This is a genomic window from Seongchinamella unica, assembly GCF_004354085.1.
Classification (GTDB): domain Bacteria; phylum Pseudomonadota; class Gammaproteobacteria; order Pseudomonadales; family Halieaceae; genus Halioglobus; species Halioglobus unicus.
The window spans coordinates 254260-279529 of the sequence record NZ_SMSE01000004.1; the positions used below are offsets into that span (position 1 = coordinate 254260).

Consider the following 25270-nt stretch of genomic DNA (forward strand, 5'->3'; position numbering starts at 1 on the left):
TCAGGGAGCCAGTTCCAGGAACCGGCTCCATTTGTCGCGGAATCGAATCACCGGCGCCGGTGTCGCACTGCCACTGCCGGCATCCTCCAGGCCCGGATAGTTGGCCACAATACGCTGCAGGGCCGGCGCCTGGTCCTGGTCACAATCGACCAGCAGGACGTGCCTTCCCGCTGCCAGGTCATTGTGGAAACGCCGGAAATCGGCGTGCTCCTCGCCAATACCGATCAGCCCCCCCTCCCAGGTGCAAAAGCCCAGTATCACGACGGCCAGGAAAACCGGCGGCATCCAGCCCAGACTGGCAGCGAGTCCAGTCGCCCAGGCCAGCAGCAATACCGCGGCAGCCAGTCCCAGGCCGATAGCCGCGCCCCGTTCGGTGCCGCGGACCACATCCTTTTGCAGTACCGCCTCCACCGGATTGAGCCGCAGCCGCTCGAGCGCTGCCTCGTCCTCGCTCAACACGTGGAACTGCGGCGGGGTCAGGCCGGCGGCAAGAAGGTCCCGCTGGACGTGCTTGAGTTCATCGAGATGGTCGTTGATAAAATAGTGACGTTTCATAACACTGCCTCCCGGAAGCATAGCTGGGCGGCCAGACGGGTGACCCGCCGATCAGCTGCCAGCAGAGGAGCCAGTCATACCGGGTGCGCTACAGGCACGACTGGCCCGGTACCACACTGAGTATAGCAGCGGCGGGAATGTCCGCCAGCGGGGCACCTAGCGCGGTACCCAGCGGTAACCGCGACCCCGTTCGGTGCGAATACACTGGAAGTCGGGGTCCAGGCGGGAAAACGTCCCCCGGATCGCCTTGACGTGGGCAGCGATGGTATTGGACTCCACCACGATACTGGCCGCCTTCATCAGTTCACGGTGGCTGCGGACCTCACCGGGGTGCCGGTACAGCTCCCGCAAAATCCAGAAATGGGTTAATGGCAGGTCGACCCGCTCTCCCTTCCAGAAGACGGTAGAGTAAGTGTCGTCCAGCAGGAGGCCATCATCGGCAGGGCTGGCCGGCCCCTCGCCGGCACCGGCATGGCGAACCGTCTCAAGGCGCCTGATCAGAGTTTCTATCCTGATCACGATGTACTCCAGTGATGCGTCCTTGCTGATGTAATCATCAGCACCCAGCCGCAAACCCGATATCCGATCGATTTCGCCGTGGCGGTTGGTCAGGAATATGATGGGCACCTCGCTGGATATCCGTCGCAGTTCAGTGCAAACCTGGTAGCCGGCATCGCGGTCACCCTCGTGGGCCACGTCCAGCAGTGCAAGGTCGGGGAGCGCCCGGCGGAAGCCGGCAATCGCTTCGTCCTTGTTGGCATAAGCCACCACCTCGAAACCCTCCCGGCGCAGCTGTCCGGCATAGGATTCGCGAGTCTGGTCCTCATCCTCGACGTAGGCAATGGTTCGCTTCACAGGTCTCCCCCGGACGGATTGCTTCCCCTCCCCTGTTTGATGGTATTACAGACCGCGGCCACATCCTACTGGCTGGCGGCCTTGATATTCATACTTTTTCATAAAAGCCCACACCTTCTCATGGCCGGATCGCTAGACTCTGTTTTCAAGGTCCGGGGCAGAGCGTCCCGACCTTGCAGGGACAACGACTCACAGGGATTACGACAATGACAAACGGCAAGACTTTCGCACTGACTACCAGCCTCATGGTGCTCACACTGGGCAGTTCCCCGGGCTTTGCAGCGGACCGTAACCAGGGCTATATCGACGCCTGCCGCGGGGAGATACAACAGTACTATGGCGAAGACAAGGTGCTGTCGGTTGTTAACAAGCGCCGGGTCGCCGAAGGCACGCGGGTGACTCTGGCCGCACGCTCCGACCACGACAACGCGCAGTTCATCAACTGCTGGATTCCCAACGACGTTCGGGCAGACGACCTGGACCTGGGCAGCGACAAGGTAGCTACAAGCATCACACCGGTACCCGTTATTCGCTAGCCGGTTCCACTCCCGGGTATGCTCATGGCTGATATGGGCCTGCCCCGGGGGCGCTGCACGCTGCCTTGAATCGACAGTGCCCGTGACGCCCGCTGTGTAATACAATCGTCACCTTCGCACCGGGTCGGGTCTGTCATGAGTGTCCAGAAAACCTATATCGACGCCAACCAGCTGTTGCTGGATTCCTACGAGCTGGGGCTGATGGTCCTGGAAAGCGGCTTCAAGCCGGACTACATTGTCGGCGTCTGGCGCGGCGGCGCCCCGGTGGGCATCGCCATCCAGGAACTGCTCAAGTACGGCGGCCTGCACACCGACCATATTGCCATTCGCACGTCCCACTACACCGGCATTGAGCAAACCAGCGATTCCGTTATCGTGCACGGCCTGCACTACCTGATCGAGCACGTGAATGCGGAAGACAAGGTGCTGATCGTCGATGATGTGTTTGACTCGGGGCGCAGTATCCACCAGGTCATCCTGGACCTGGAAAAAAAATGCCGACGCAATACCCCGGTGTTCAAAATTGCCACACCCTACTTCAAGCCTGCCAACAACAAGACCCCTCTGGTGCCGGATTTCTACCTGCACGAGTCAGACCAGTGGCTGGTGTTCCCCCACGAGCTGGAAGGCCTGTCGGCAGTCGAGGTGCTGGAGGAAAAACCCGGCCTTGGCAAACTTCGCCAGCGACTGGCACGGTTACACCCGGGCTGAGTCGGTTCGAGGCAGCTCGGGCAGGGACCAGTCTATGGGGGTCTGCCCCCTTGCCTGCAGGTATTCGTTGGCTGCCTTGAAGTGGCCGCAACCGAAAAAGCCACGGTGGGCACTGAGCGGCGAGGGGTGCGGGGCCTGGAGTACGCAGTGGCGCTCACTGTCAATAATTGCGCCTTTGCGCTGGGCGTAACTCCCCCACAGCATGAACACCACACCCTCGCGCCGGCTGTTGATGACCTCAATCACCCGGTCGGTAAAAATTTCCCAGCCCTTGCCCTGGTGAGATGCCGCCCGCGCACACTCCACCGACAGTACGCTGTTGAGCAACAACACCCCCTGGTCCGCCCAATACGTGAGATGACCGTGGGCCGGTATGGGCAATCCCAGCTCGGCGTTGATTTCCTTGTAGATATTCTGCAGCGAGGGCGGCACCCTGGTGCCGGGTCGCACGGAGAAGCAGAGACCGTGCGCCTGACCCTCGCCGTGGTAGGGGTCCTGGCCGAGAATAACCACCTTCACCGCGTCCAGCGGGGTGTGTTCGAAGGCATTGAATATTTCCCCACCGGCGGGAAATATTTGCTTGCCTGCGGCTTTTTCAGCCCGGAGAAACGCCCGCAGCTGCTCCATGTAAGGCTGCTCGAACTCGGGTGCCAATGGCTCCAGCCAGCTCGGCTCCAGCTTGACCGCCCGCTCAGTCACTGGCCGCCAGCAGAAAAACCTGGTCGCCCGCTGCCGCTGACGGCGCCGGCGGACTTGAATCCCTGCCGTCAAGCTGCAGCGTGGCGATTAGCTTGCTGCTTGCGGACTTCGTGGCAGTGGCATTTTCAGTTGCGACGAGTGGCAGCGCATTGAATGCGGCCAACCGGCGGGAACCACAGACCTCGCCATAAAGGGTGTTGCGCATGCGCGACACGCGTCCGGCGGCGCGAATCTGCGCCTCCATTTTTGCCGGGGCCCATTCCTGGCCGTGGTCCGACCCCGCTGCCCGGGTGATGCTCTCATTCATCAGGGTTCCGCCCAGGTCATTACAGCCAGCTGCGAGGCAGGCTGCCACGCCCTGCTCGCCCATCTTGACCCAGGAGGCCTGGATATTGTCGATGAGACCGTTGAACACCAGCCGGGCAACAGCGTGCATTAACAGCGCTTCCCTGAAGGTGGGACCGCGCCGGGCCCTGCCCCGCAGATACATGGGCGCTTCCATGTGCACGAAGGGCAATGGCACAAACTCGGTGAATCCGCCGGTACGCTGTTGCAGGTCACGCAGCGCCAGCAGGTGATGCGCCCAGTGTGCCGGGGTCTCGATATGGCCATACATGATCGTGGCGGTGGTGCGCAGGCCGATGCCGTGAGCGGCCTCCATCACCTCCAGCCACTGCTGGCTGTTCAGCTTGTCCGGGCACAGCGTGGCCCTCACCTCATCATGGAGGACCTCGGCCGCCGTTCCGGGCAGCGTGTTGAGACCGGCCTGCTGCAACTGCAGCAGGAACTCCCGGACACTCACCCCCAGGGTATGGGCTCCCTGCCAGACTTCCAGCGGGGAAAAGGCGTGAATATGCATTTCGGGGGTCGCCGCCCTCACCGTGGCCAGTATGTCCAGGTAGGTCTGGCCGGTATAGTCGGGGTGTATGCCTCCCTGCATGCATACCTCCGTGGCGCCCCGCTCCCAGGCCTCGACGCAGCGGCGGGCGATTTCCTCGCCGCTGATATCGTAGGGCCTGCCGCGCAGGTTCTCACTGGCCTTGCCTTTGGAAAAGGCGCAGAACTGGCACTTGAAGTAACAGACATTGGTGTAGTTGATGTTGCGGTTGACCACGTAGCTGACGGGATCGCCCACCACCTCCTGCCGCAGTTCGTCCGCGGCACGCACCAGATAGGCAAAATCGGCGCCACGGCTCTCGAACAGCCGGCTCACATCGGCGAGGTCAAGTGCAGCCTTTGCCCGGCAGCGATCGACGATCCGGCGCAGCTCGGGATCGACCGCCTGGTTCTGAACAGGGCTGGCGAGAAGCGCCGCTTCCACCACCGGCACCGGTCGCTCTTCGCCGGGAACCCACTCATCTCGGCGGGCATAGCCCATGGCGTCGCTGTGATTGAGCACCGCCGGCAGTAGTGCAGGATCGAGCCACTCAGCGGCCCGGCGCACATAAGCCGGGTATATCGTCAGGCGCTGGTCGAGAAATTTGCCGGCAGCAGCCGTTTCCCGGGCGAGGTTGTCCAGGTGTGGCCAGGGCGCCTCAGGATTCACGTGATCTGGGGTCAACGGCGACACACCACCCCAGTCGTTGATGCCAGCGGCTACCAACTGGGGCAATACTCCCGGGCTCAGGTTTGGCGGCGCCTGGATATTCATCTGCGGTCCGAACACCAGCCGCGCCACGGCGATCGTCCACAGCAGTTCCTGCAGGTCGGGTTCCGGCGCGCGGGCCATGAGCGTGTTCGGCTTGGCGCGGAAATTCTGCACAATCACCTCCTGCAGGTGACCATGGCGCTGATGCACCGCACGCAGTGCCAGCAGGGATTCAATACGCTCGCGGCGGGTTTCCCCGATGCCGATAAGAATGCCCGAGGTAAAGGGTACGCTGGCCTGCCCTGCCAGCTCCAGGGTTTCGAGCCGCACTGCCGGATCCTTGTCCGGCGAACCGTAATGGGGCATGCCCTTTTCACAGAGTCGCCGGGAGGCGGACTCCAGCATGATACCCATGGACGCACTCACCGGTCTCAGCGAGGCGATTTCCTCCGCGGTCATGCAACCGGCATTGATATGGGGCAACAGCCCGGTTTCTGCCAGTACCCGACTGGCGACATCGCGCAGGTATTCCAGGGTGGAGCTATAACCCATCTCCGCCAAAGCCTTACGCGCGGTGCTGTAGCGCAGCTCGGGTTTTTCACCGAGTGTGAACAGGGCTTCCTGACAGCCCATGGCTGCGCCATGACGACACAGTTCCAGCACCTGCTCCACCGGCATATAGGGTTGGTCGATGTTTTTCGGGGTCTGGGCAAAGGTGCAGTAATGGCAGACGTCCCGGCACAGGTGAGTCAGCGGGATGAATACCTTGCGCGAGTAGGTCAACACATTGCCATGACCGCAATCACGCTGGGCGCCCGCCACGTCCGCCAGGGCCGCGGTATCAGTGAAGGTGGACAACGACAGGGCTTCCGCATCACTGGGGCTGTACCCCGCCAGGAGCTTGTTTTTCAAGCGCTCCCAGGCGTCCTCCGATTTCCCGGCCAGCGCGCGGGCCAGCCCGGAACTGGCAAGATAGGCCTCGGTGTGACGCCCTCCGCGGCTGCCCGCCAGCAGGCATTGCAGGTCCTCCACGTCATCGACATCCAGTGCGATGCCGGGCCGCTCCAGCACCTGCACGCTGTGTCGCGATCGTTCGGCCCACTGCTGGTGGGCGGCACGGCTTCCGGGGCCGAAGCTGAAGTGCGGGCAGTTCTCGGCGCCGAACACCAGCAGGTTGGTACCCTGCCGCTGCCGGTCGGTACCAATCACCAGCCCGTTTCGCGTCGCCTGCAGTTCCAGGGCCTCGGTCAGTTCACTTGCCTGCAGCGCGGGAATATCGCCGTGCAGCACCAACAGGCGCCTGGCTCCACCGGTAATCAGCCGGCTGACCGCCGCCGAGATGACCGGATTCAAACCCCGGCTCGATACCTGTCCGCCGGCGTCCAGTTGGCTTTCGGCAATAAACGATGCACCGAAGTCAGCGGCGATGCGCCGGGCATCCGGATCATCGGATACCAGCGTGACAGTGTCGATCAACGAGTGTTCACTGAGTACAGCAAGCACGTCTCGGACCATGGCCTCGACCAGGGCTGAACGCTGGTCCGGCGTCAGCACGGCGGCCAGTCGGCTTTTGGCCTGAGCCAGTGACTTCAGGGGAATCAGGGCATGTGTAGCGCTCACCGCAGCTCCAGAGCCAGGCAAAGCCTGGCCAGCTCGATCTTTTGTTCCAGGGTGTTCATGATGGTGGGCGCCACGCGCGCCTTGAGTCCCAGTCGATTGATATCGTCGGCCAGTGTAGCGTCACTCTCGTCTATGAGGAAATAGTCTACCAGCCCGGGATAGTGTTCCGCGTAGTGCCGGGCAACCCCCAGCGCGGTGACCGGCACCCGCAATTCAGCCATCATTTTGGCCGCCGGTCCCTTGATCGCCAGCCCGGCGACGATGGGCGACACCATGACGACCGGCGCATCGCAATCACGCAGGGCCTTCCAGAGACCGCGCAACTTGAGTATGGGGTCGATACTGACAAACGGATTGGAGGGGCAGACCACCACCTGACTGAAGTGATTTTTCGCCAGCAGTTCCATCACCGCCGGGTTGGGCGCGGCGTCTTCGATGCCCTCGAAACTGAAGCCGTGGACCCGCGGCTCACAGCGCCGGCGTACAAAGTAATGCTGGAACGGCAAATCCCCCTCATCGCTGTGCACGGTGGTGCGCACAGCCTGGCATGACATGGGATGAACGACGCTCGAAATGGCCATACGCCGCGCCAGGTCGGCGGTCACCGCCGCCAGGTCATCGCCCGCAGCCAAGCGAGCGGTGCGAAACAGGTGGGTGGCAATGTCCTTGTCACCCAGCCTGAACCAGGTGCTGCCCCCCAACTGTTCCAGCGCGCCCATGGCATTCCAGGTCTCCCCCTCCAGGCCCCAGCCCATCGCCGGGTTGGCGCGTCCGGCGAGGGTGTACAGCAGTGTGTCCAGGTCGGGACTGATATGCAGCCCCAGGTGCTCAAAGTCATCGCCCGTGTTCACCAGGATCTGCAGCGTACCCGGCGGCAACAGCCGGTCCAGCCCCAGACAGAGCTTGGCGCCACCCACCCCGCCAGTCAGCGCCAATACCCGTGTATTTTCTGCCGGCATTAGCGGAACAGGTCCATACTGCGATCCCGCAACAGGCTGCCTGAACCGGTATCGGCGGGTTGCAGCGTCGCTCCCCTCACCAGTACCACCGGGCATGCCTCAGCGGCCTGCCCCATGACCAGCGAAGCTGCCGCGGCCAATTCATCGGCCACGGCGGGCTCTGTCACTTCCAGCACATTGCCGAACATGTCCTTTTCGCCGACCTGGTTAAACAGGGGCTCCAGGCCTGCCGTGCCAATGGCGATGCCGACGGTGCCGTTGCGCCAGGCGCGTCCGGCACTGTCATTGATGATGACCTGGGGCGCAACACCGGTACGCCGCTCCAGGTCCAGACGCAGGCGTTGCGCCGAGGCGTCGGGATTTTCCGGCAACAGCAGCACCCGGGGATTATCCGGGTCGATCTCAATGTTGGATTTGTCGATACCGGCATTGGCATGCACGTAGCCGTTGCGGTGCTCGACGATGATTACCCCCGGGCGCACCCGCAGGACCTCGCGACTCTCGCGCAGGATCAGCTCTGCCTGCCGGGGGTCCTTGTCGGCCCTGGCAGCCAGTTCCAGGGCCTCAGGAGAAGGCTCGATATCAGCGAGCTCGACGTAACAATCCTCGGCTTTGGAAACGATTTTCTGGGCCAGCACCAGCACATCACCCGATTGCAGTGCCAGGGCATTGTCGGCGAGCGACCCTGCAACCAGCTGGCCGAGATCGTCCCCCGGTTCAACCCGGGGAAATCCTGCCAGTGCGATGAGTTCGATGCGGGCCGCAGCGGCCAAGGGGTACCTGCTACGCTTCGAGACCGGTTATGCGAATACCGGCATGACAGTTGTACTGCTTATTGATGACGATCAGCACTGACGTAAGCGCCTCGGCAGCGGCCGCGTTGTTGATCATTCCCGCGTGGAAACCGCGCATGCCAGCTGCCTCAACCAGCTTGATCACTTCTTCCCTGGCCGCTTTCTTGTTGCCGCAGACCAGCACATCGCAATCCAGCCCGCTGCCTTCCTGCAGGTGGGCGGCGGCAACATTCTGAAACGCAGACACCACGGACACATCCTCGCCGAGCAGATCCTGGGCGATCTGGCCGGCACTGCCGCCTTCCGGCAACTGCACCCTGGCGACCTTGGGTGGTACCAGAGGGACGGTAACGTCGATGAGTATCTTGCCCGCCAGCGCTGGTTTTACCAGTTCCAGCGTACTCGCCTGGTGGCTGAAGGGCACAGTCAGGGCCACAATGTCAGCCGCTTCCGCCGCCGCCAGGTTCTCCATCGCCTGCACGCTGATTTCGGCGACGCCACGTTCGGCCATCACCTCGCGCAGGTCGGCCACTGCGGCCTCCGCTTTCTCCTGGGTGCGGGAACCGATAATCACCTCATAGCCCGCCTGGGCCCAACGCCGCGCCAAACCGGTACCGAGATCGCCGGTGCCGCCGAGAATTGCCAGTGTGGGAAGTGTCTCTGTCGTCATAATGTATGTCCTGATTGGGGGCTTTAGAGAAAGGAGTACAGCAATTACTACCAACTCCGCTTAGTCTGTTGTACGCAGAGAAGGCGCAGTCCGCTCAGTTCCCAGCCCCCTTTTGTTCAGATAGGATTGGCGGCGCCGCTGGCATCTTATGGAAATCACCTTTCGATCACAAGTATCCGGGACCGCGTAAGCAAGGGAGTCAAACTATATGAACACCACCGACAATTCGGCAGCGGATAACCCCCTGGACTTTCACGGCAAAGTGGTGCTGGTCACCGGCGGTGGCAAGGGCATCGGCCGCGGCATCAGCGAACGTTTCCTGGCCGCCGGCGCTGACGTGGTGATCTGCGGTCGCTCCGAACCGGAATCCCTGCCGACCGTCGGCGCCAGGCAGGCCCTGTTCACCCCCTGTGACGTGCGCAAGTTCGAGCAGGTGGAAGCCTGTGTCGAGTATGTCGTGAAGCAGTTGGGTCGACTCGACGTGCTGGTCAACAATGCCGGCGGCGCCCCCCATGCCGATGCCGCCACCGCCTCGCCGCGCTTTTCCGAGTCCATTATCCAGCTCAACCTGATCGCGCCGCTTAACTTCAGCCAGGTAGCCAACCGGGTGATGCAGCAACAGGACAGTGGCGGCAGCATCATCAATATCGCCAGCGTCAGCACTATTCGACCCTCCCCGGGCACCGCCGCCTATGGTGCCGCCAAGGCGGGGCTGGTGAACCTTGGCACCTCTCTGGCGGTGGAGTGGGCACCGAAAGTCCGGGTCAATGCGGTCATTGTCGGCCTCACCCGCACCGAGCAGGCGCACCTGCACTACGGCGACGAGGAGGGCATCGCTGCCGTGGGAGCAACCATTCCACTGGGCCGCATGGCCGTTCCAGAAGACGTCGGCGACGCCTGCCTGTTTCTGGCCTCGCCAATGGCCTCCTATGTCAGTGGCACCAGCTTTGCGGTGCATGGGGGCGGCGAAAAACCGGCTTTTCTTGACGCAGCCAACCCCAAAGACTAAAAACCCGGGCCCGGCCCCTGTTATACTCGCCGCCTATCTTTACCGGCGCACCATGGACCCGCTGACGTGAACAAACTGCTGCACCCGCTCTACGGCTACCCCGCCGCCGCCCGGGAATTCATGAGTGCCATCGCCCAGTGCGCCAGCCTGCTGGGAACTGACCACCAGCCCGATTGCAACCTGGAGATTCCCCGGGACTTTTTTGGTGTCAATGTCGCCCCGGGAGCCACGCCGGACAGCGATGACTATATCCTCGCGCGCCTTGCTGAGCTGGGCATCAACCAGGTGCGCATGGACTTCAGCTACGGCAGTCCGGGAGGCCCGGCCGCCCGCCTCTTGCAGCGCCTGCTCGACGCCGGGGTCGAGGTGCTGCTGGACTTGCTGCCACCGATGGCCCAGGCGCAGATTCTCGCAGACGACATCGACGCACAACAACGATGGCGCCGCTTTGTCGACGACACCTTGCGCAACTATGCCGGCAAGGTCGCACTGTTCGAAATAGGCAACACGCCCAACCGGGGTAAATGGTCGGGGTTTTCATCCCGCGGTTTCCTGCTGGCCAATGACCTGGCGCACCAGGTGGCGTCGGACTACGACGTGCGCCTGGCCGGCCCCAATGTGTCCGATTTTGAGCCGCTCTACAACGCCACCTACCTGGGCCTGTTACGGCGGCTGGGGGCGACTCCAGCGGTGCACAGTGACAACCTCTTTGTCGAGCGGGTGCTCGAGCCGGAGGCTTACGACCACCGCGTCCTGGGATGGGTCGCCCGCGCGCCGCTGAAGCTCAACCTGGTAAAAAAAGCCAGACTGCTACAGGCCCTGGGCCGCAATGCCGGGGTCAGCGAGCTGCTGTGCACCTACACCTGCTGGACCATCAAACGCCTGCAACGGCGCTCGGCCTGGCCGGAACAGAAGCGGGTTGACTACCTGGTTCGCTACCTTGCCCTTGCCGCCGCCAGCAGCGCCCTGAGTCGGGTGTACTGGGGCCCGCTGATCTGCTCCCGGGACGGTCTGATCGACGATGGTGCCGACGACTACCCGGTAGTGGACCAGGTGAGTTTTTACGAACGCATCCGCGGCGAGGCAGCGGGTTTCGCACCGACACCGGCCTTCGGGGCCCTGAGCAATACCGTGCGACGCCTGGCGGGTGCCCGCTGCATCAATGCCGATCATGATCCGGAAGGCGTCAGCGTATTCCAGTACCACAGCCTGGACGACCGATATTTCCTGCTGGCCTGGACCCGCGATGGCCAGACCTGGCCGCTGGAGGCTCTGCTCCCCGGCGAGATCCTCGACAACGCCCACTACAGCGACGCCTGTGGGCAGACCATGGAAAACCCGGTAGTGATCAACGAGCACCCCCTGTTTATCGACCTGGAGGGTCCCCTTGCTGACCTGTCTTGCAAAAACTTGCAACCCCAGGACATCAGGGCCGTTGTCCACCTGTCCAGCCCCCGATGGCAGTCGACAGGCTACCGCGATGACGACTGGTACGGGGCCAGAATGCTGCGCGCCGATGCCCGCGAGCATGACCTCGCCCTGACAGAACGCCTGCACCCTGATGCGGTGGCAGCACTGCCGGAAACCCGGGTATTGCGTGATGCCCGCAATCGCCTGTGGAATGTGGCTGACCCAAGGGGTCTCTGTGAGCAGGTCACGGTGAAACTGAACCGGGTCAAGGGCATCAAGCGATTCACCTACCGTTTTTATCCCAGCAAAGGCCGGCGCCACTGGAATAACGCCTGCGAGATGTTGCGCAAGGGGGTGGCCACCCCGCTGCCGCTGGCATTCTATGAGGCACACCAACAGCCCGGAATTCGCGACTCCTGGTATCTCTGCCAGTTTGTCCCCGAGGCTTTTTCCGCCCGCGATGTCTACGCCGCCATCAACCGCGGGGAGTCCCGATATCGGGGGCTGGACAAGGTCGCCTGGTTCGATCTGCTCAGCGGCTTTGTCTGCCACATGCACAACAAACAGGTGATTCACCGGGACCTGTCATCGGGTAATCTGCTGTTGCAGCAGCGCGACGATGGCGAGGTGGTACCCATGGCCATAGATATCGGTCGTGCCAGAATCTGGTCCGGGGCCGGCTCCAAAGTGCGCACCAGGCATCGCATGCTGGACCTGATCCGGATTGCCTACAAATTGAACTGGCAGGACCGCCAGCTGTTCATCCGCCAGTACGAGGCCCACCTCGGCAAACCGCTCTCACCCCTGTGGCGAATCTCCTTCTGGTACTACGACAGCAAGCAGACCCTGAAAAAAGCCATCAAGGGCAAGCGACGCCGCAAACCGCCAGCCGCCCGCTAACCCATGCGGGCTGTTTGAGGGTAGCCCCTTAGCGGTTATACTCCTCGTCGAAAATCCCTTCCATTTCGTTCCAGGAGCGTAATGTCAAACCCCCAACCAGAGCTTTCCAGCCACCAGGCGAACCTGGAACTGGACAGCGGGGCCAGACTGTCGGGCCAACTCAATGCCGGTGCCGAGGGCAAGTTGCAACTGGCACAGGTCAAACTGCTGGCAGGTACCGCCGCTGGCGGCAAGGTCAGTCTGCGAACGGGCATGCAGGCCACCCTCTCCCTGCCCCGGAATGAACAACTGGCACCCGTGGTGGTGCGGATTGACGGCGTCACCGGCGGCATCCTGAGCCTTTCCCCTGTTGCACCGGACACCGAGGCGGCGCAGCACTGTCTGCAACTGCTGACCGGCCACAGCCCAGGCAGGCCGCGGCGGGGTCACTCCTCACTGACCGGTTCCAGCGCCGACAACTCCCGTATCCTCGAACACTTTCACCAGGACTCGGTCGATCAGTTGGCGCGCCTGTTACCGGGCTGGCTGGACGAGATGCAGGAGGAAATCCGCACGCTCTCCAGCCGCATCAAACCGGACGAGCACGGCCGCAACCGGATCTACGATGCGGCGATCCTGCTTCGCAGGCGCAAGGAGGACATCTGCGCGGCGCTGCTGGAGAAGATTGAGGATTATTTCCAGCGCCTGGTCCCGGAGGAAGGCGAGGACGAGTACTGGCAACAGGATATTGAGGACCCGGACGAACTGGGCCTGGTCGACCTGGACGAATTCGAGGGACACCTGGCGCTTGACCGCATGGTCGGCCTGGCGGAGGAACTCCACCAGGTTGCCCTGGAATCTCTGGTGATCCGTGTGGCGACCCTCATCGACCAGGATCCGCTGGCGGTGCGCCTGCCCATACACGCCCGCCAGTTGTGCCGGGCCTTCCAGCAGGCGATGGAGTCGGTGGGGGTTTCCCCGGAGGCGGCGCCGGTGGTGTTCGAGTATTTTTCGCAACATGTCATTCGGCCGCTGGACACCTATTACCAACCGCTCAATGAATACCTGGCGGCCAATGACATCCACCCGGACATCGAGAAGCAGATCAGGTCCAAGGGCAGCCTGCTCAAACGCAAGGGTCGGCCCCGACCCACCCGCAGCAAGCCGGGCGACACCGACGCCAGGCAGCAGGCACAGGACGCGCAATACCTGAGTGATGCCGCGGCAGCACTCAAAAACCGACCCGGAGCTCCTTCAGCCGCACAATCACCCGCCATGCCCAGGGCGATCGCCGGTCCGGCAAACCTTTATCAGTCGGTGGTCGATGCACTTAACTTCCGCCGCCAGATTGAAGGCCTGGCTGACGGTGCGGACATCGAGGCCGGCACGCCGGTTAGCGGCACCTGGGATGGCGCCACGGTACCCAGTTCGCAAATCGACCAACAGGCGCTGGCGGACGCCCATACCATTGCCCAGGCACTCAGGACCCTGCAGCATGACAACGCCGTGCGCGCTGCGGTCCAGGAGGCAAGTTCGCTGCGGGAGTATTTGGCCGAACACCGCGAGCAACTTGGCAGCCTGCGCGACACCAGTGGCCTGACGGCGGACAGCCTCAACCAGCTCGACCTGGTGGACAACCTGTTTGGCACCATCAAGTCCCAGGTGGATGTCACTGAAGAGCTCAAACCGGCCCTGGCCAACCTGCAGATTCCACTGGCACGGCTGGCACTCCTGGATTCACGTTTTTTCCTCGACAAGGAGCACTCCGCACGCACCGTAGTCGACAAGCTCTCCAGCCTGGCAACCAGCGCCAATTTTCCCAACCGGGCACTGGAAGACCGCATCAACAGGGTCGTTGACGACATTGTCGAGCAGTATGAATCCGACAGTTCCGTGTTCGACCGGGCCCTGCAACAGATCGAAAAGCTGACTGAACAGCAGGAACGGGCCCTGTCCCGCAACATCGAACGGGTGGTGCGTATCCAGGAGGGGCAGGAGAAACTGCAACAGGCGCGTCGGGCCGTGGCCGGGATTATCAACGAGCGTATCCGCCCTCCGGCGGCGCCGCGGGTGCTGCTGGACCTGGTGGAATCAGGCTGGCGCGACCTGATGGTCCTGACCCACGTCAAGGAAGGCCCCGAGAGCAGCGCCTGGGAAGACCACATCAAGACCCTCGATCAACTGGCCAGCTGGCTCAACGACAAGCAGGCGGGCAACCTGGATGACGACATGGTCATGCAACTGGGCCTGGAGTCAGAGACGCTGATCGACATGGTCGAACAGCAGATCACCTCAGCTCTGCCAACCAATGTCACCCACCAGGACGTACTCGCCGAGATACGCGCTATTCTCGCCGGCAACCTGGCAGTGGATTCCACCGAGATCAGCCACGATGGCGCCGACGATGCCGAAGCGGCAGAAAACCTGCGCGCCCGGGTGGAAGACCTGCCCCGCCTGCGGCGCTGGGTACGCCGGGTGGAACAGCTGGAAAGAGACAGCTGGCTCACCTACCGGGATAAGCAGGGGCAGAAAAGACGCATGCAGCTGGCCTGGATCAGCCCGGAAAAAGACCGTTACATTTTTGTCAACGAACGCGGCCAGAAAATCGCTGACTTAAACGCCGTACAGCTTGCACGACAGCTCAGTAAAGGCGTGCAACCCCCTGCCCCGGCCGACAAGCTTTCAGTGATTGACAAGAGCATGTACCAGACCCTGGAACATGTGCAGAAAACCCTCAGTTTTTCCCGCAACCACGACAGCCTCACCAAACTGATCAACCGGGAAACATTTCTCGACCAGATGGGCCGGGCACTGCGCCACGCCCAGCTCAAGAACTCCCAGCATGCCGTGCTGTACATCGATATCGACCAGTTCAGCCTGGTCAACGACATCTACGACGAAGTCAGCGGGGATGCCGTGCTGCTTGAATTCAGCCGCCTGCTGGCCCAGTTGCACGGCAAAAAGTCGTCTTCCGCCCGTATCGAGGCTGACCAGTTCGCGGTGCTGCTGCTGGATCGCAGCCTGGACCAGGCCGTGCAACTGGCAGAGAAGGTACGCCGGGATATCGAGGCCGGCAGTATCGAGATCGATGGCGAAAATGTGTCGTTCACGGTTTCAATCGGCGTCGCCCCTATTGTCGAGTACAGCCCCTCGGTGGACCAGGTACTGGAGTCAGCGCGCACCTCCATGGAGATTGCCAAGGAACAGGGTCGCAACCGGGTCCAGCGCTACGAGGAGGACCAGGCCCTGGCCAACAGTTTCAACAGCGACAAGACGCGCACCCGCCAGGACCTGGAGCAGGCGCTGGCCACTGACCGCTTTGTTTTGCGGGCGCAGCCCATCATGCAGGTTGCGGTTGACGGCAAACAGCCCACCGGGCGTCACTATGAGTTGCTGCTGGGCCTGTCGAATGATGATGGCGGGATCAGCTCGCCGGAAGAGTTTATCCAGAGCGCGGAGCGCTATGGCTTTATGAACCTGGTCGACCGCTGGGTGGTCAAGGAAGCCTTCAGCTGGGTCAGCCAGCTCATGGATGAAGAAAAGGAAGTGCCCAACCTGGCAATCAACCTCTCCGGCAGCAGCGTGACCGATAACGACTTCCTGGACTACCTGCTGGAGCAGATTTCAGAATTCGGGGTAGGCACCAGCCACATCTGCTTCGAGATCACCGAGACCGGCACTATTTCCAACCTGGTCAAGGCGGCGGACTTTGTCCGCGCGTTCCGCAACATCGGCTGTAAATTTTCTATCGACGACTTCGGCACCGGACTGGCCAGCCACAACTACCTGCGGGAATTGCCCGTGGACTATGTAAAAATCGATGGCACCTTCATCACCGGCATTCACAAGAACCGGGCCGACTTCGCCATGGCCCGCTCCATCAACGACCTGGCCCACTTCCTCGGCCAGGAGACCATTGCCGAATCCGTGGAAAACGACCAGATCATCGACAAGCTGCACGAAATCGGCGTCGACTACCTGCAGGGATGGGGCGTAGGGATGCCCAAACTGCTGGCGGAAGTGACCGAAGACCTGTCGACTCTGGCCAAGTAGACCCAATGGCTATCCCGATCCCCGATTCCCGCTACGATCAGTTGCTGGGACTTATTTACCAGGGCCCCCTGGAAGAGCTTCCCTGGCAAAGTGCCCTGCCACTGCTGCGCTCTCTGTTCGATGCCCAGGTGGCCTCCCTGGTACTGCGCCCCCCCTCGGCTGAAGACCGGGGTGCGATCCTCAACTGCGTCCGTCCCGAAGCGGGCCACAGCGGCGACGACCTCGCAGACCCTGAAGCCTGGCAGGCCGCCTCCTACCGCGAGGAGTTTTTCTCCCTCGACCCCTTCGTCAACCTGCCACCGGACAAGGTGGTCACTCTTGAGGACATGCTGCCGGACGCGGAACTGATCGACTCGGAGTACTATCGGCAGTACCTGCAACCGGTTGACCTGTTTCGCATTCTCGGCGTGGACACGGTGGAACCGGGGGGTATGGTGGCCCGCCTGCGCTTTTCCCGGCGCAAGCCCGAGGCCAGTTTCAGCCAGGAAGAGCGACGCCTGCTGGAGTTGATTACACCGCACCTGCGACGGGCGATACAGATCTACGCCACCCTCAACCGCACCATCTCCGAGCGCGATGTGTATGCGGGCGCGGTTGCCCAACTGGCAATGGCCAGCATTATTCTCGACGAGCAGGCCAGGGTGCTGAGCGCCAACCCGGTAGCCCAGGCCCTGCTGGACGAGGCGGACGGGCTGTCCCTGCGGGGCGAACGGCTGCACATTGAAGGGCGGGATATCAACAAGGAACTGCAGCAGGCGGTGGCCAGTATCGTCCGCGCCCAGCATCAGGGCGAAACCTCTGTGGTAAAAGCACTGCGAGTGCCTCGTTCCTCCGGGCGCTCGGACCTGGGCCTGGTGGTGAGGCCGGTACCGGTCTCCGAGTGGAGTGAAGGCCAGTCCAGCCCCAGCGCGGCCATATTCATCTCCGATCCCGATCTCCATGAGTCCGCCTCCAGGCAGACGCTGGCGGAGCTGTTCGGCCTGACACCGGCGGAGGCCAACCTGGCGATATTGCTGGCGCGGGGCCTCAGTCTCGCCGAAGCCTCGACCGCGCAGACGATTTCCCAACACACCGCCCGGGCCCAGCTGAAATCCATCTTTGCCAAAACCGGCGTCTCCCGCCAGGCGGAACTGGTACGCCTGATTATCAAAAGCGTGGCCTCCCTGGGCTGAGACCGGCTTCACCCTCGCTTGACGCAGATCAACACGGACGGGGGCACTCGCTGTTATCTTGCGCCCATTGACCGCCATAGTTGTATCCCGATGACCATCATTCACAAACAACTCGCAGATATACCCGCCCGACACCAGGCGGACATGGAGCTGGCCAAGAAGTACGCGTGCCAGGGCCCACGTTATACGTCCTATCCCACGGCGCCCCAGTTTCGCGGGGACTTTCCGCTGACGGAATACCGCGCCTGGCAAGCGAGCGATGGTGAGCACCGGCAGGCTCCGCTGTCACTCTACCTGCACCTGCCCTTCTGCCACGACATCTGCTATTACTGCGCCTGTAACAAGATTGTGACGCGCAAGAAAAATGTCGCCCAGGACTACCTTGGCAGGCTGCAGCGGGAAATTTCCATGCAGGCGGAACTGGTCGGCAGGCAGCGCGCCATCACCCAGATGCACTGGGGCGGTGGCACACCGACCTACCTGGACCACGCCCAAATCACCGAATTGATGCATATACTGGCCAGCAACTTCAACCTGCTGGACAAGGGTTACCGGGAGTACTCGATCGAAATCGATCCGCGCACCGTCGACACCGCGACCATCGCCCTGCTCAAGGGCGTGGGTTTCAACCGAATCAGCCTGGGCATCCAGGACTTCGATCCGCTGGTGCAGAAATCGGTCAATCGCGTCCAGCCCTACCGGCAGGTTGCGACACTGGTGGAATCTATTCGCGCCCACGGTTTCCGTTCCCTCAGTTTCGACCTGATTTACGGCCTGCCCCACCAGGATCGCCATACGATGACGGAGACCCTGCGCCGGGTTATCGAACTGAGGCCGGATCGCGTCGCCTGCTACAACTACGCCCACCTGCCCGAGCGTTTTTCGAGCCAGCGGGCCATCGATCGGCTGACCCTTCCCGAACCCGATGAAAAACTGCTGTTGCATGAAATCATCAGCCACACACTGCAGGCAGCCGGTTATATCCACATCGGCATGGACCACTACGTGTTGCCGGAGGACGAACTGGCCCTCGCCCAGCGCGAAGGCAGGCTGCAACGAAATTTCCAGGGCTACTCCCTGCACATGGCCGACGATCTGCTGGGGCTGGGGGTGTCCGCCATCAGCCAGCTCGGCGATTACTACCTGCAGAATGAGCGCGAACTGGACAACTACTACCAGATGCTGGACGCGGGACAGCTTCCCATTACCCGGGGCTGCCAGGTTAATGCCGACGATAAGCTGCGCCGGCACATCATCATGAGCCTGATCTCGGAGCTGCACCTGGACATCGGCGACTGTAATCGTCAGTTCGATATAGACTTTAGTCGAATGTTTGCCGGCGAACTGGCGCAACTTGCCCCCATGGCAGAGGATGGGCTGCTGGAAATCACTGCCGACAAGATAGCCGTTACCGGGCGCGGCCGGCCCTTCCTGCGCAATATCTGTATGCCTTTTGACGCCTACCTGGGGGCCCACAAGGGCGACGAACCGGCTCCGAAATTCTCAGCCACGGTCTGAGTCAGACCCAAAAATTTCCATTACAGGCCGGCGGGAATTTCGACTATAATCTCCCCAGAGCAATGCCAGGGGAAGCATGTGACAATTCATCTCTCTCAATCCGAGAGCCAGGCTCAAAAGCCCTGCAACCATGATTACCAGGCCAATTGTGGCAACTGTCGCCTGAACAGCATCTGCCTGCCGCTGGCCCTGGAAAGTGACGACGTACAGCAACTGGACGACATCATCCAGCGCAGCAAGCCGCTACAGAAAAACCAGCACCTGTACCGCGAGGGAGACGAATTCCAGTCGGTATTCGCGGTACGCTCGGGCACCCTGAAAGCCTACAAAACCACCGACGACGGCCGTGAACAGGTCACCGGGTTTTACTTCCCCGGAGAAATCCTCGGCATGGACGGCATCAGCAACAACACCCATGCCTCCTCCGCCAAGGCGCTGGAGACCGCTGCCATTTGCGAAATTCCCTTCACTTCCCTGGAAAAACTCAGCGCGCTGATGCCCAACCTGCAGCGGCACTTCTTCCAGTTGATGAGCCACGAAATCACCGAAGACCAGCAGCTGATTACCCTGCTCAGCAAGAATTCAGCCGATGAGCGCGTTGCCGCCCTGATGCTCAGTATTTCCACCCGCAACGCCCGGCGCAAGCTCAGCCCCACCCAGTTCCGCCTGCCCATGTCCCGAGTTGATATCGGCAACTACCTGGGCCTGACGGTTGAGACCGTGTCACGGGTGTTCAGTCGCATGCAGAAACTGGAATTGCTGCGGGTAGACAACAAGGAAATAGAAATTCTTGATCCGCAGGGCCTGCGGAAGATGGCAAACCTGGGCAACTGATCCTGCCCCTCTTGGGCAGGAGTTAGTGTCGCCAGGCACTGAATTCTGCGGCCTTGATTCACATCAAGGTGATCCGGCTCGAAGGAACTAGAATGCGAGCACACAACAATCAGAGTAGCTTTGGGGAGACCATATCCTAATGATTCAGCACACCTTTGGCTTGCTAGTGAAGCCCAGTTCCCAGTGGAAGACTATCAGCGAGCTATCCGAGAGTTCGTTCAGGACCCTGCTGCTGTACCCCTGGATTCTGGCACTCATTCCCGCAGTGGCCTGGTATTACGGCACAACCAACGTTGGCTGGACAGTCGGCGACGGCGAGTCAATCAGGTTAACCAAGGACAGTGCAATGACCATATGCGTCCTGTTCTACATCACCCAGGTGGTGTGCCTGTCTGCAATCGGTTACTTCATCCACTGGATGTCAGATACCTACGGCGCAGAATCCACCATTACCAAGGGGATCATTATCGCGTCACTGTCGGCGACCCCCATGTTCCTGTTTGGCGCCGTCGGCTTTTACCCGATCCTCTGGCTGGATCTGCTGATTGGTATCGTCGCGGTTTCCTGGGCGGTCTACCTGATGTACCTGGGCATTCCCATCGTCATGGATATACCGGAGGAGCGTGGCTTCCTGTTTTCCAGTGCCGTCATGGGGGTCGCGCTGGTCATCCTGATCTGCCTGATGGTGGGCGCGGTCATTCTCTGGGACTTTGGTGCGGCTCCGGCCTTCACCGACTGACCCGGCACCGGCACACATCGACAACGAGTTTTTCTTGAATCTTAATGGACATAAACCATGAGCGAGCTTAATTCCGCACTGGAACATCCGACCTACAACTACAAGGTGGTGCGCCAGTTTGCCGTAATGACAGTGGTCTGGGGCATCGTCGGCATGCTGGTTGGCGTGTTGATCGCAGCCCAGCTGGCCTGGCCTGCCCTCAATATGGGGGTTGAATGGCTTCACTTCGGCCGACTTCGCCCCCTGCACACCAACGCCGTGATTTTCGCCTTCGGCGGATGCGCCCTGTTTGCAACGTCTTACTACATCGTGCAGCGGACCTGCCAGGTACGGCTGATCTCAGACGGGCTGGCCGCGATGACCTTCTGGGGCTGGCAACTGGTTATTCTGTGCGCGGCGATTTCGCTGCCTATGGGATGGACCAGCGGCAAGGAATACGCCGAGTTGGAGTGGCCTATCGACCTGCTGATTACCGTGGTTTGGGTGCTCTACGCCATCGTCTTCTTCGGCACCATCATCAAGCGCAAGGTCAAGCACATCTACGTGGCAAACTGGTTCCTGGGCTCGTTTATCATCACCGTGGCAGTGCTACACATCATGAACAGCATGGCCATCCCGGTTGCTGCCACCAAGTCCTACTCGGTCTATGCCGGCACCGTCGACGCCATGGTTCAGTGGTGGTACGGCCACAACGCGGTGGGCTTTTTCCTGACCGCCGGCTTCCTCGGCATGATGTACTACTTTGTCCCCAAGCAGGCCGAGCGCCCGGTATATTCCTATCGCCTGTCCATCGTCCACTTCTGGGCGCTGGTCGCGGTCTATATCTGGGCAGGACCTCACCACCTCCATTACACCGCTCTTCCTGACTGGGCCCAGAGCCTGGGTATGGTGATGTCGCTGATCCTGCTGGCACCCTCCTGGGGCGGCATGATCAACGGCATGATGACCCTGTCGGGCGCCTGGCACAAACTGCGGACCGATCCCATCCTGCGCTTCCTCGTCGTCAGCCTGTCGTTCTACGGAATGTCCACCTTTGAAGGCCCGATGATGTCGATCAAGACGGTCAACGCCCTGTCTCATTACACTGACTGGACCATTGGCCACGTGCACTCCGGGGCCCTTGGCTGGGTCGCGATGATTTCCATCGGCTGCCTGTATCACCTGTTCCCCATCCTGTTTGGCAAGGAGCGCATGTACAGCATCAGCCTGATCAACACCCACTTCTGGATGTCCACCATCGGCACGGTTCTGTATATCGCCTCAATGTGGGTGAACGGCATCATGCAGGGCCTGATGTGGCGCGCCTACAACCAGGACGGCACGCTGACCTACAGTTTCGTCGAGTCGGTAGCGGCCAGCTACCCCGGCTATGTGGTGCGGGTACTGGGTGGTGCCATTTTCTTCGCCGGCATGCTGGTGATGGCCTACAACGTGTACATGACTGCCCGCAAGGATGTTGAAGCCCAGCCGGCACCTGCTGCCGCCAGCGTGGCCTGAGGAGCGACAAGACTATGAAACATGAAGCAGTAGAAACAAACGTAGGCCTGATGATCGTCGGCGTCATCATCGCCATCAGTTTTGGTACTCTGGTCGAACTGGTTCCCCTGATGTTCCTCAAGGAAACCAACGAGCCCATCGCCGGCCTCAAGCCCCTGCCTGCACTGGAGCTGGAAGGCCGTGACATATACATCCGCGAGGGCTGCAATACCTGTCACTCACAAATGATTCGCCCCCTGCGCGCCGAGACCGAGCGCTACGGCCATTACTCGGTGGCGGGCGAACATGTTTACGAGCATCCCTTCCTCTGGGGTTCCAAGCGCACAGGGCCGGACCTTGCCAGGGTTGGCAAGCGCTATTCCGACGACTGGCACCGGGCTCACATGTACAACCCGCGTGACGTGGTTCCCGAGTCCAATATGCCCGCCTTCCCCTGGTTGTTCGACAAGGAACTGAGCGGCGACCTGACCGGCAAGAAAATGGCTTCCCTGCGCGCTGTTGGAGTGCCCTACACCGATGACGACATCGCCGGTGCCAAGGCCGCTGTGGAAGGGAAGAAAGAAATTGATGCCCTGGTTGCGTACCTGCAACAGCTGGGCACTCTCCTGCAATCGAGGCGCTAGGACCATGGATATCAATGACCTCAGAGGCCTCAGCACCGTGTTCCTGATGATTACCTTCATCGGCATGTGTTTCTGGGCCTATGACAAAAAACGCAAAAAATCATTTGATGACGCCGCCAACTTGCCGTTCGCAGATGAAGAGATGAACCAACGCACCATGCAGGAGGAGATCAAGAATGGCTAGTTTCTGGAGTTTGTGGGTCATCGTACTCACATCCCTGACCATTATCCTCATCACCTGGATTCTGTTCGCTAACCGCACACGTGACCAGAACACCGAGGGTAATACCACCGGTCACGTCTACGACGGCATCGAGGAATACGACAATCCCCTGCCCTCCTGGTGGTTTGGGATGTTTTTGCTAACGATCGTTTTCGGCGTTGGCTACCTGGTAATCTATCCCGGCCTGGGAAATTACCAGGGCCTGCTGGGCTGGAGTTCGATAGAGCAACACGACCGCGCGGTCGCAAAAGCGGATGAAAAATACCGGGACATGCGCGACCGTTACCTGGCCATGCCTATCGAGGAAATTGCCAGTGACCCTGCCGTGCGCAAGATGGGCATGCGTATGTTCAGCAACAACTGCGCCCAGTGCCACGGGGCCGACGGCAAGGGTGCCTACGGCTTCCCCAACCTGACCGACGATGACTGGATTTACGGCGGCACGCCGGAAGCCATCAAGGCTACCCTGGTCAATGGTCGCCAGGCCGCCATGCCTGCCTGGGGCTCCATACTCGGGGACCAGGGTATTGCCGAGACCACCGCCTACGTGATGTCCCTGAGCGGCCGTGACGTGGACGACTCCCTGGCCTCCGCCGGTGAAAAGCATTTCCAGACTTACTGTGCCGCCTGCCACCAGGCGGATGGCACCGGCAACCAGGCACTGGGCGCGCCCAACCTGACCAATGGCATCTGGCTTTACGGCGGCAGTGCCGAACAGATTGCCCACACGCTGCGCGCCGGCCGCAATGGAGTGATGCCAGCGTTCAAGGACACGCTAACCGAGGACAAGATCCATATCCTTACTGCCTATGTTTATGGCCTGAATCAGTAAGGACTTCCCTTCCAGCGGTACCGAGGAGCCTCGCCTGAGGCTCCTCTTCACTCAGCAACCCCAGGTGTGCAAGCACTATGTCTAAATCGGAAAAGGACCTGATCGATCTTCAGGAAGTCGCTCCGGCGGAAGTCGGCGAAGTCGACTTGTACCAGCGCCGCGAGCGTATTTACACCCGCAAGGTCGAGGGATATTTCCAGAAAGTACGCCTGTATACCGGCTGGCCACTATTGCTGGGGTACTTCCTGCTGCCGTGGATCAACCTGAACGGGCAACAGTCGGTGCTGTTTGACCTTCCGGAGCGCAAGTTCCACATTCTCGGGTTGACCTTGTGGCCGCAGGACTTCCCAATGCTCGCTTTCCTGCTGATCATCGCGGCCTATTTGCTGTTCGCGGTAACCACGTTCGCGGGTCGTATCTGGTGCGGCTATACCTGCCCGCAAACGGTATGGACCACCATGTTCATGTGGGTGGAGCAAAAAACCGAGGGCAGCCGTAACCAGCGTATCAAACTGGACAAAGCGCCCATGTCGCTGCAGAAGTTCAGCAAGAAGTTCATGAAACACGCCGCCTGGCTTTTTATCGCCTTCATGACCGGGCTGACATTTGTCGGTTATTTTTACGGGATCAGGGAACTGGCCGTAGATTTTGCCACCGCCCAGGTCGCCGGCTGGGCGCTGTTCTGGACTCTGTTCTTCACCGTCGCAACTTACGTCAATGCGGCCTACATGCGCGAGCAGGTGTGTAAGTACATGTGCCCCTATGCCCGTTTCCAGGCGGTGATGTTCGATCAAGACACCTTGATTGTTTCCTATGACAAGACCCGCGGAGAACCTCGCGGCAGTCGCAAGAAAAGCGCCGATCACAAGGCCGAGGGGCTGGGCGACTGCATAGACTGCGAGCTCTGCGTGCAGGTTTGTCCCACCGGCATCGACATACGCGATGGCCTCCAATACGAGTGTATTGGCTGTGCTCTGTGTATTGACGCCTGTAATTCGGTCATGGACAAGATGGATTATCCCCGCGGCCTGGTAAGGTACACCAGCGAACACGAACTCGCCGGCGGCACCACCCACTGGATTCGCCCCCGCATCATCGGTTACGTTGTGGTGCTGACGATCATGATCGGGGTGTTTGCCTACAACATGTTCTCACGCATCCCTCTGGAACTGACCATTATCCGGGATCGCAACCAGTTGTATGTGACCACCGACACCGGGGCGGTCGACAACATCTATACGTTGCAGCTGGTAAACATGGACCCTGAGAGCCACGTATTCAACATCAGCGTTTCCGGGCTGCCGCAGGCCGAGATTATCGGTGAGACCGAGCACCGCCTGAACGGTGGCGAGGTGCGCTCAATCAGCCTGCGCCTGCGGGCCGAGCCTGACTCACTGGACAGGCCCAGCACGGAATTTGAGTTCCAGGCCAGGGCCAGCGACGACGAAGCGCTGCATGTATCCCACGAATCACGCTTCGTCAAACCACTCTAGG

21 protein-coding genes are annotated in these 25270 nt (G+C 61.0%); 14 read left to right on the forward strand and 7 right to left on the reverse strand.

From position 1 onward, the window contains the following. Both E2F43_RS16790 and E2F43_RS16795 read right to left on the reverse strand, forming a co-directional pair. Window positions 1-555, reverse strand: a complete 555-nt coding sequence (locus E2F43_RS16790; protein WP_133214823.1) for an NAD/FAD-utilizing enzyme — start codon at window positions 553-555, stop codon at window positions 1-3. Window positions 556-711: 156 nt separating this feature from the next. Then, on the reverse strand, window positions 712-1410 hold the full coding sequence (locus tag E2F43_RS16795) for a response regulator (RefSeq protein WP_133214825.1): 699 nt from the start codon (window positions 1408-1410) through the stop codon (window positions 712-714). Window positions 1411-1616: 206 nt separating this feature from the next. On the opposite strand from E2F43_RS16795, the gene E2F43_RS16800 reads away from it, so the two are divergent. Together E2F43_RS16800 and E2F43_RS16805 are read left to right on the forward strand one after the other, a co-directional pair. Then, on the forward strand, window positions 1617-1946 hold the full coding sequence (locus E2F43_RS16800) for a hypothetical protein (RefSeq protein WP_133214827.1): 330 nt from the start codon (window positions 1617-1619) through the stop codon (window positions 1944-1946). A 135-nt stretch (window positions 1947-2081) separates the two neighbouring features. Beyond that, window positions 2082-2657 (forward strand): phosphoribosyltransferase, encoded by a 576-nt coding sequence (locus tag E2F43_RS16805; protein ID WP_133214829.1) that lies wholly within the window; start codon window positions 2082-2084, stop codon window positions 2655-2657. On the opposite strand, the gene ung is transcribed toward E2F43_RS16805, so the two are convergent. From ung to npdG, 5 genes are read right to left on the reverse strand one after another with little or no spacing between them, the layout of a single operon-like run. After that, the gene (ung, locus tag E2F43_RS16810; protein ID WP_133214831.1) at window positions 2643-3356 is read right to left on the reverse strand and encodes a uracil-DNA glycosylase; all 714 of its coding nucleotides are present in this window, start codon (window positions 3354-3356) and stop codon (window positions 2643-2645) included. The two genes, E2F43_RS16805 and ung, sit on opposite strands and share 15 nt — an antisense overlap. Next, window positions 3349-6564, reverse strand: a complete 3216-nt coding sequence (gene cofH / locus E2F43_RS16815; protein ID WP_238946988.1) for a 5-amino-6-(D-ribitylamino)uracil--L-tyrosine 4-hydroxyphenyl transferase CofH — start codon at window positions 6562-6564, stop codon at window positions 3349-3351. Before cofH ends, ung begins: the two co-directional genes overlap by 8 nt. Then, window positions 6561-7523, reverse strand: coding sequence for a 2-phospho-L-lactate transferase (gene cofD, locus E2F43_RS16820; protein WP_133214833.1), 963 nt, complete (start codon window positions 7521-7523; stop codon window positions 6561-6563). Before cofD ends, cofH begins: the two co-directional genes overlap by 4 nt. Beyond that, complete coding sequence (gene cofE, locus E2F43_RS16825) at window positions 7523-8296, reverse strand: coenzyme F420-0:L-glutamate ligase (protein ID WP_133214835.1); 774 nt, start codon at window positions 8294-8296, stop codon at window positions 7523-7525. The genes cofD and cofE overlap by 1 nt, the downstream gene beginning before the upstream one ends. Window positions 8297-8306: 10 nt before the next feature. Further along, a complete protein-coding gene (npdG, locus tag E2F43_RS16830) occupies window positions 8307-8987 on the reverse strand; it encodes an NADPH-dependent F420 reductase (protein ID WP_133214837.1) in 681 nt (226 codons plus the stop codon). A gap of 208 nt (window positions 8988-9195) precedes the next feature. Here npdG and E2F43_RS16835 point away from each other — a divergent pair, with 208 nt between their 5' ends. From E2F43_RS16835 to ccoG, 12 genes are all read left to right on the forward strand, one after another. Continuing rightward, window positions 9196-9996, forward strand: coding sequence for an SDR family oxidoreductase (locus tag E2F43_RS16835; protein ID WP_133214839.1), 801 nt, complete (start codon window positions 9196-9198; stop codon window positions 9994-9996). Between the two features lie 66 nt (window positions 9997-10062). After that, on the forward strand, window positions 10063-12306 hold the full coding sequence (locus tag E2F43_RS16840; protein ID WP_133214841.1) for a lipopolysaccharide kinase InaA family protein: 2244 nt from the start codon (window positions 10063-10065) through the stop codon (window positions 12304-12306). Window positions 12307-12387: 81 nt separating this feature from the next. Next, window positions 12388-16338 carry a DUF1631 family protein gene (locus tag E2F43_RS16845; protein ID WP_133214843.1) on the forward strand — a complete coding sequence of 1317 codons (3951 nt, stop codon included), beginning with the start codon at window positions 12388-12390 and terminating at the stop codon, window positions 16336-16338. 5 nt (window positions 16339-16343) lie between these two features. Then, window positions 16344-17510, forward strand: coding sequence for a helix-turn-helix transcriptional regulator (locus E2F43_RS16850; protein ID WP_133214845.1), 1167 nt, complete (start codon window positions 16344-16346; stop codon window positions 17508-17510). Window positions 17511-17600: 90 nt separating this feature from the next. Beyond that, on the forward strand, window positions 17601-19028 hold the full coding sequence (gene hemN / locus E2F43_RS16855; protein WP_133214847.1) for an oxygen-independent coproporphyrinogen III oxidase: 1428 nt from the start codon (window positions 17601-17603) through the stop codon (window positions 19026-19028). Between the two features lie 78 nt (window positions 19029-19106). Continuing rightward, window positions 19107-19862, forward strand: a complete 756-nt coding sequence (gene fnr, locus E2F43_RS16860) for a fumarate/nitrate reduction transcriptional regulator Fnr (RefSeq protein WP_133214849.1) — start codon at window positions 19107-19109, stop codon at window positions 19860-19862. A 139-nt stretch (window positions 19863-20001) separates the two neighbouring features. Continuing rightward, window positions 20002-20601 (forward strand): Yip1 family protein, encoded by a 600-nt coding sequence (locus tag E2F43_RS16865; protein WP_133214851.1) that lies wholly within the window; start codon window positions 20002-20004, stop codon window positions 20599-20601. A 57-nt stretch (window positions 20602-20658) separates the two neighbouring features. Further along, window positions 20659-22098, forward strand: a complete 1440-nt coding sequence (gene ccoN, locus E2F43_RS16870) for a cytochrome-c oxidase, cbb3-type subunit I (protein WP_133214853.1) — start codon at window positions 20659-20661, stop codon at window positions 22096-22098. Between the two features lie 14 nt (window positions 22099-22112). Beyond that, the gene (gene ccoO, locus E2F43_RS16875) at window positions 22113-22721 is read left to right on the forward strand and encodes a cytochrome-c oxidase, cbb3-type subunit II (protein ID WP_133214855.1); all 609 of its coding nucleotides are present in this window, start codon (window positions 22113-22115) and stop codon (window positions 22719-22721) included. A 4-nt stretch (window positions 22722-22725) separates the two neighbouring features. Further along, on the forward strand, window positions 22726-22905 hold the full coding sequence (locus E2F43_RS16880; protein WP_133214857.1) for a cbb3-type cytochrome oxidase subunit 3: 180 nt from the start codon (window positions 22726-22728) through the stop codon (window positions 22903-22905). Beyond that, window positions 22898-23776, forward strand: coding sequence for a cytochrome-c oxidase, cbb3-type subunit III (gene ccoP, locus E2F43_RS16885; protein ID WP_133214859.1), 879 nt, complete (start codon window positions 22898-22900; stop codon window positions 23774-23776). The genes E2F43_RS16880 and ccoP overlap by 8 nt, the downstream gene beginning before the upstream one ends. A gap of 77 nt (window positions 23777-23853) precedes the next feature. Next, window positions 23854-25269, forward strand: coding sequence for a cytochrome c oxidase accessory protein CcoG (gene ccoG / locus E2F43_RS16890; protein WP_133214861.1), 1416 nt, complete (start codon window positions 23854-23856; stop codon window positions 25267-25269). Window position 25270 lies beyond the last annotated feature (1 nt).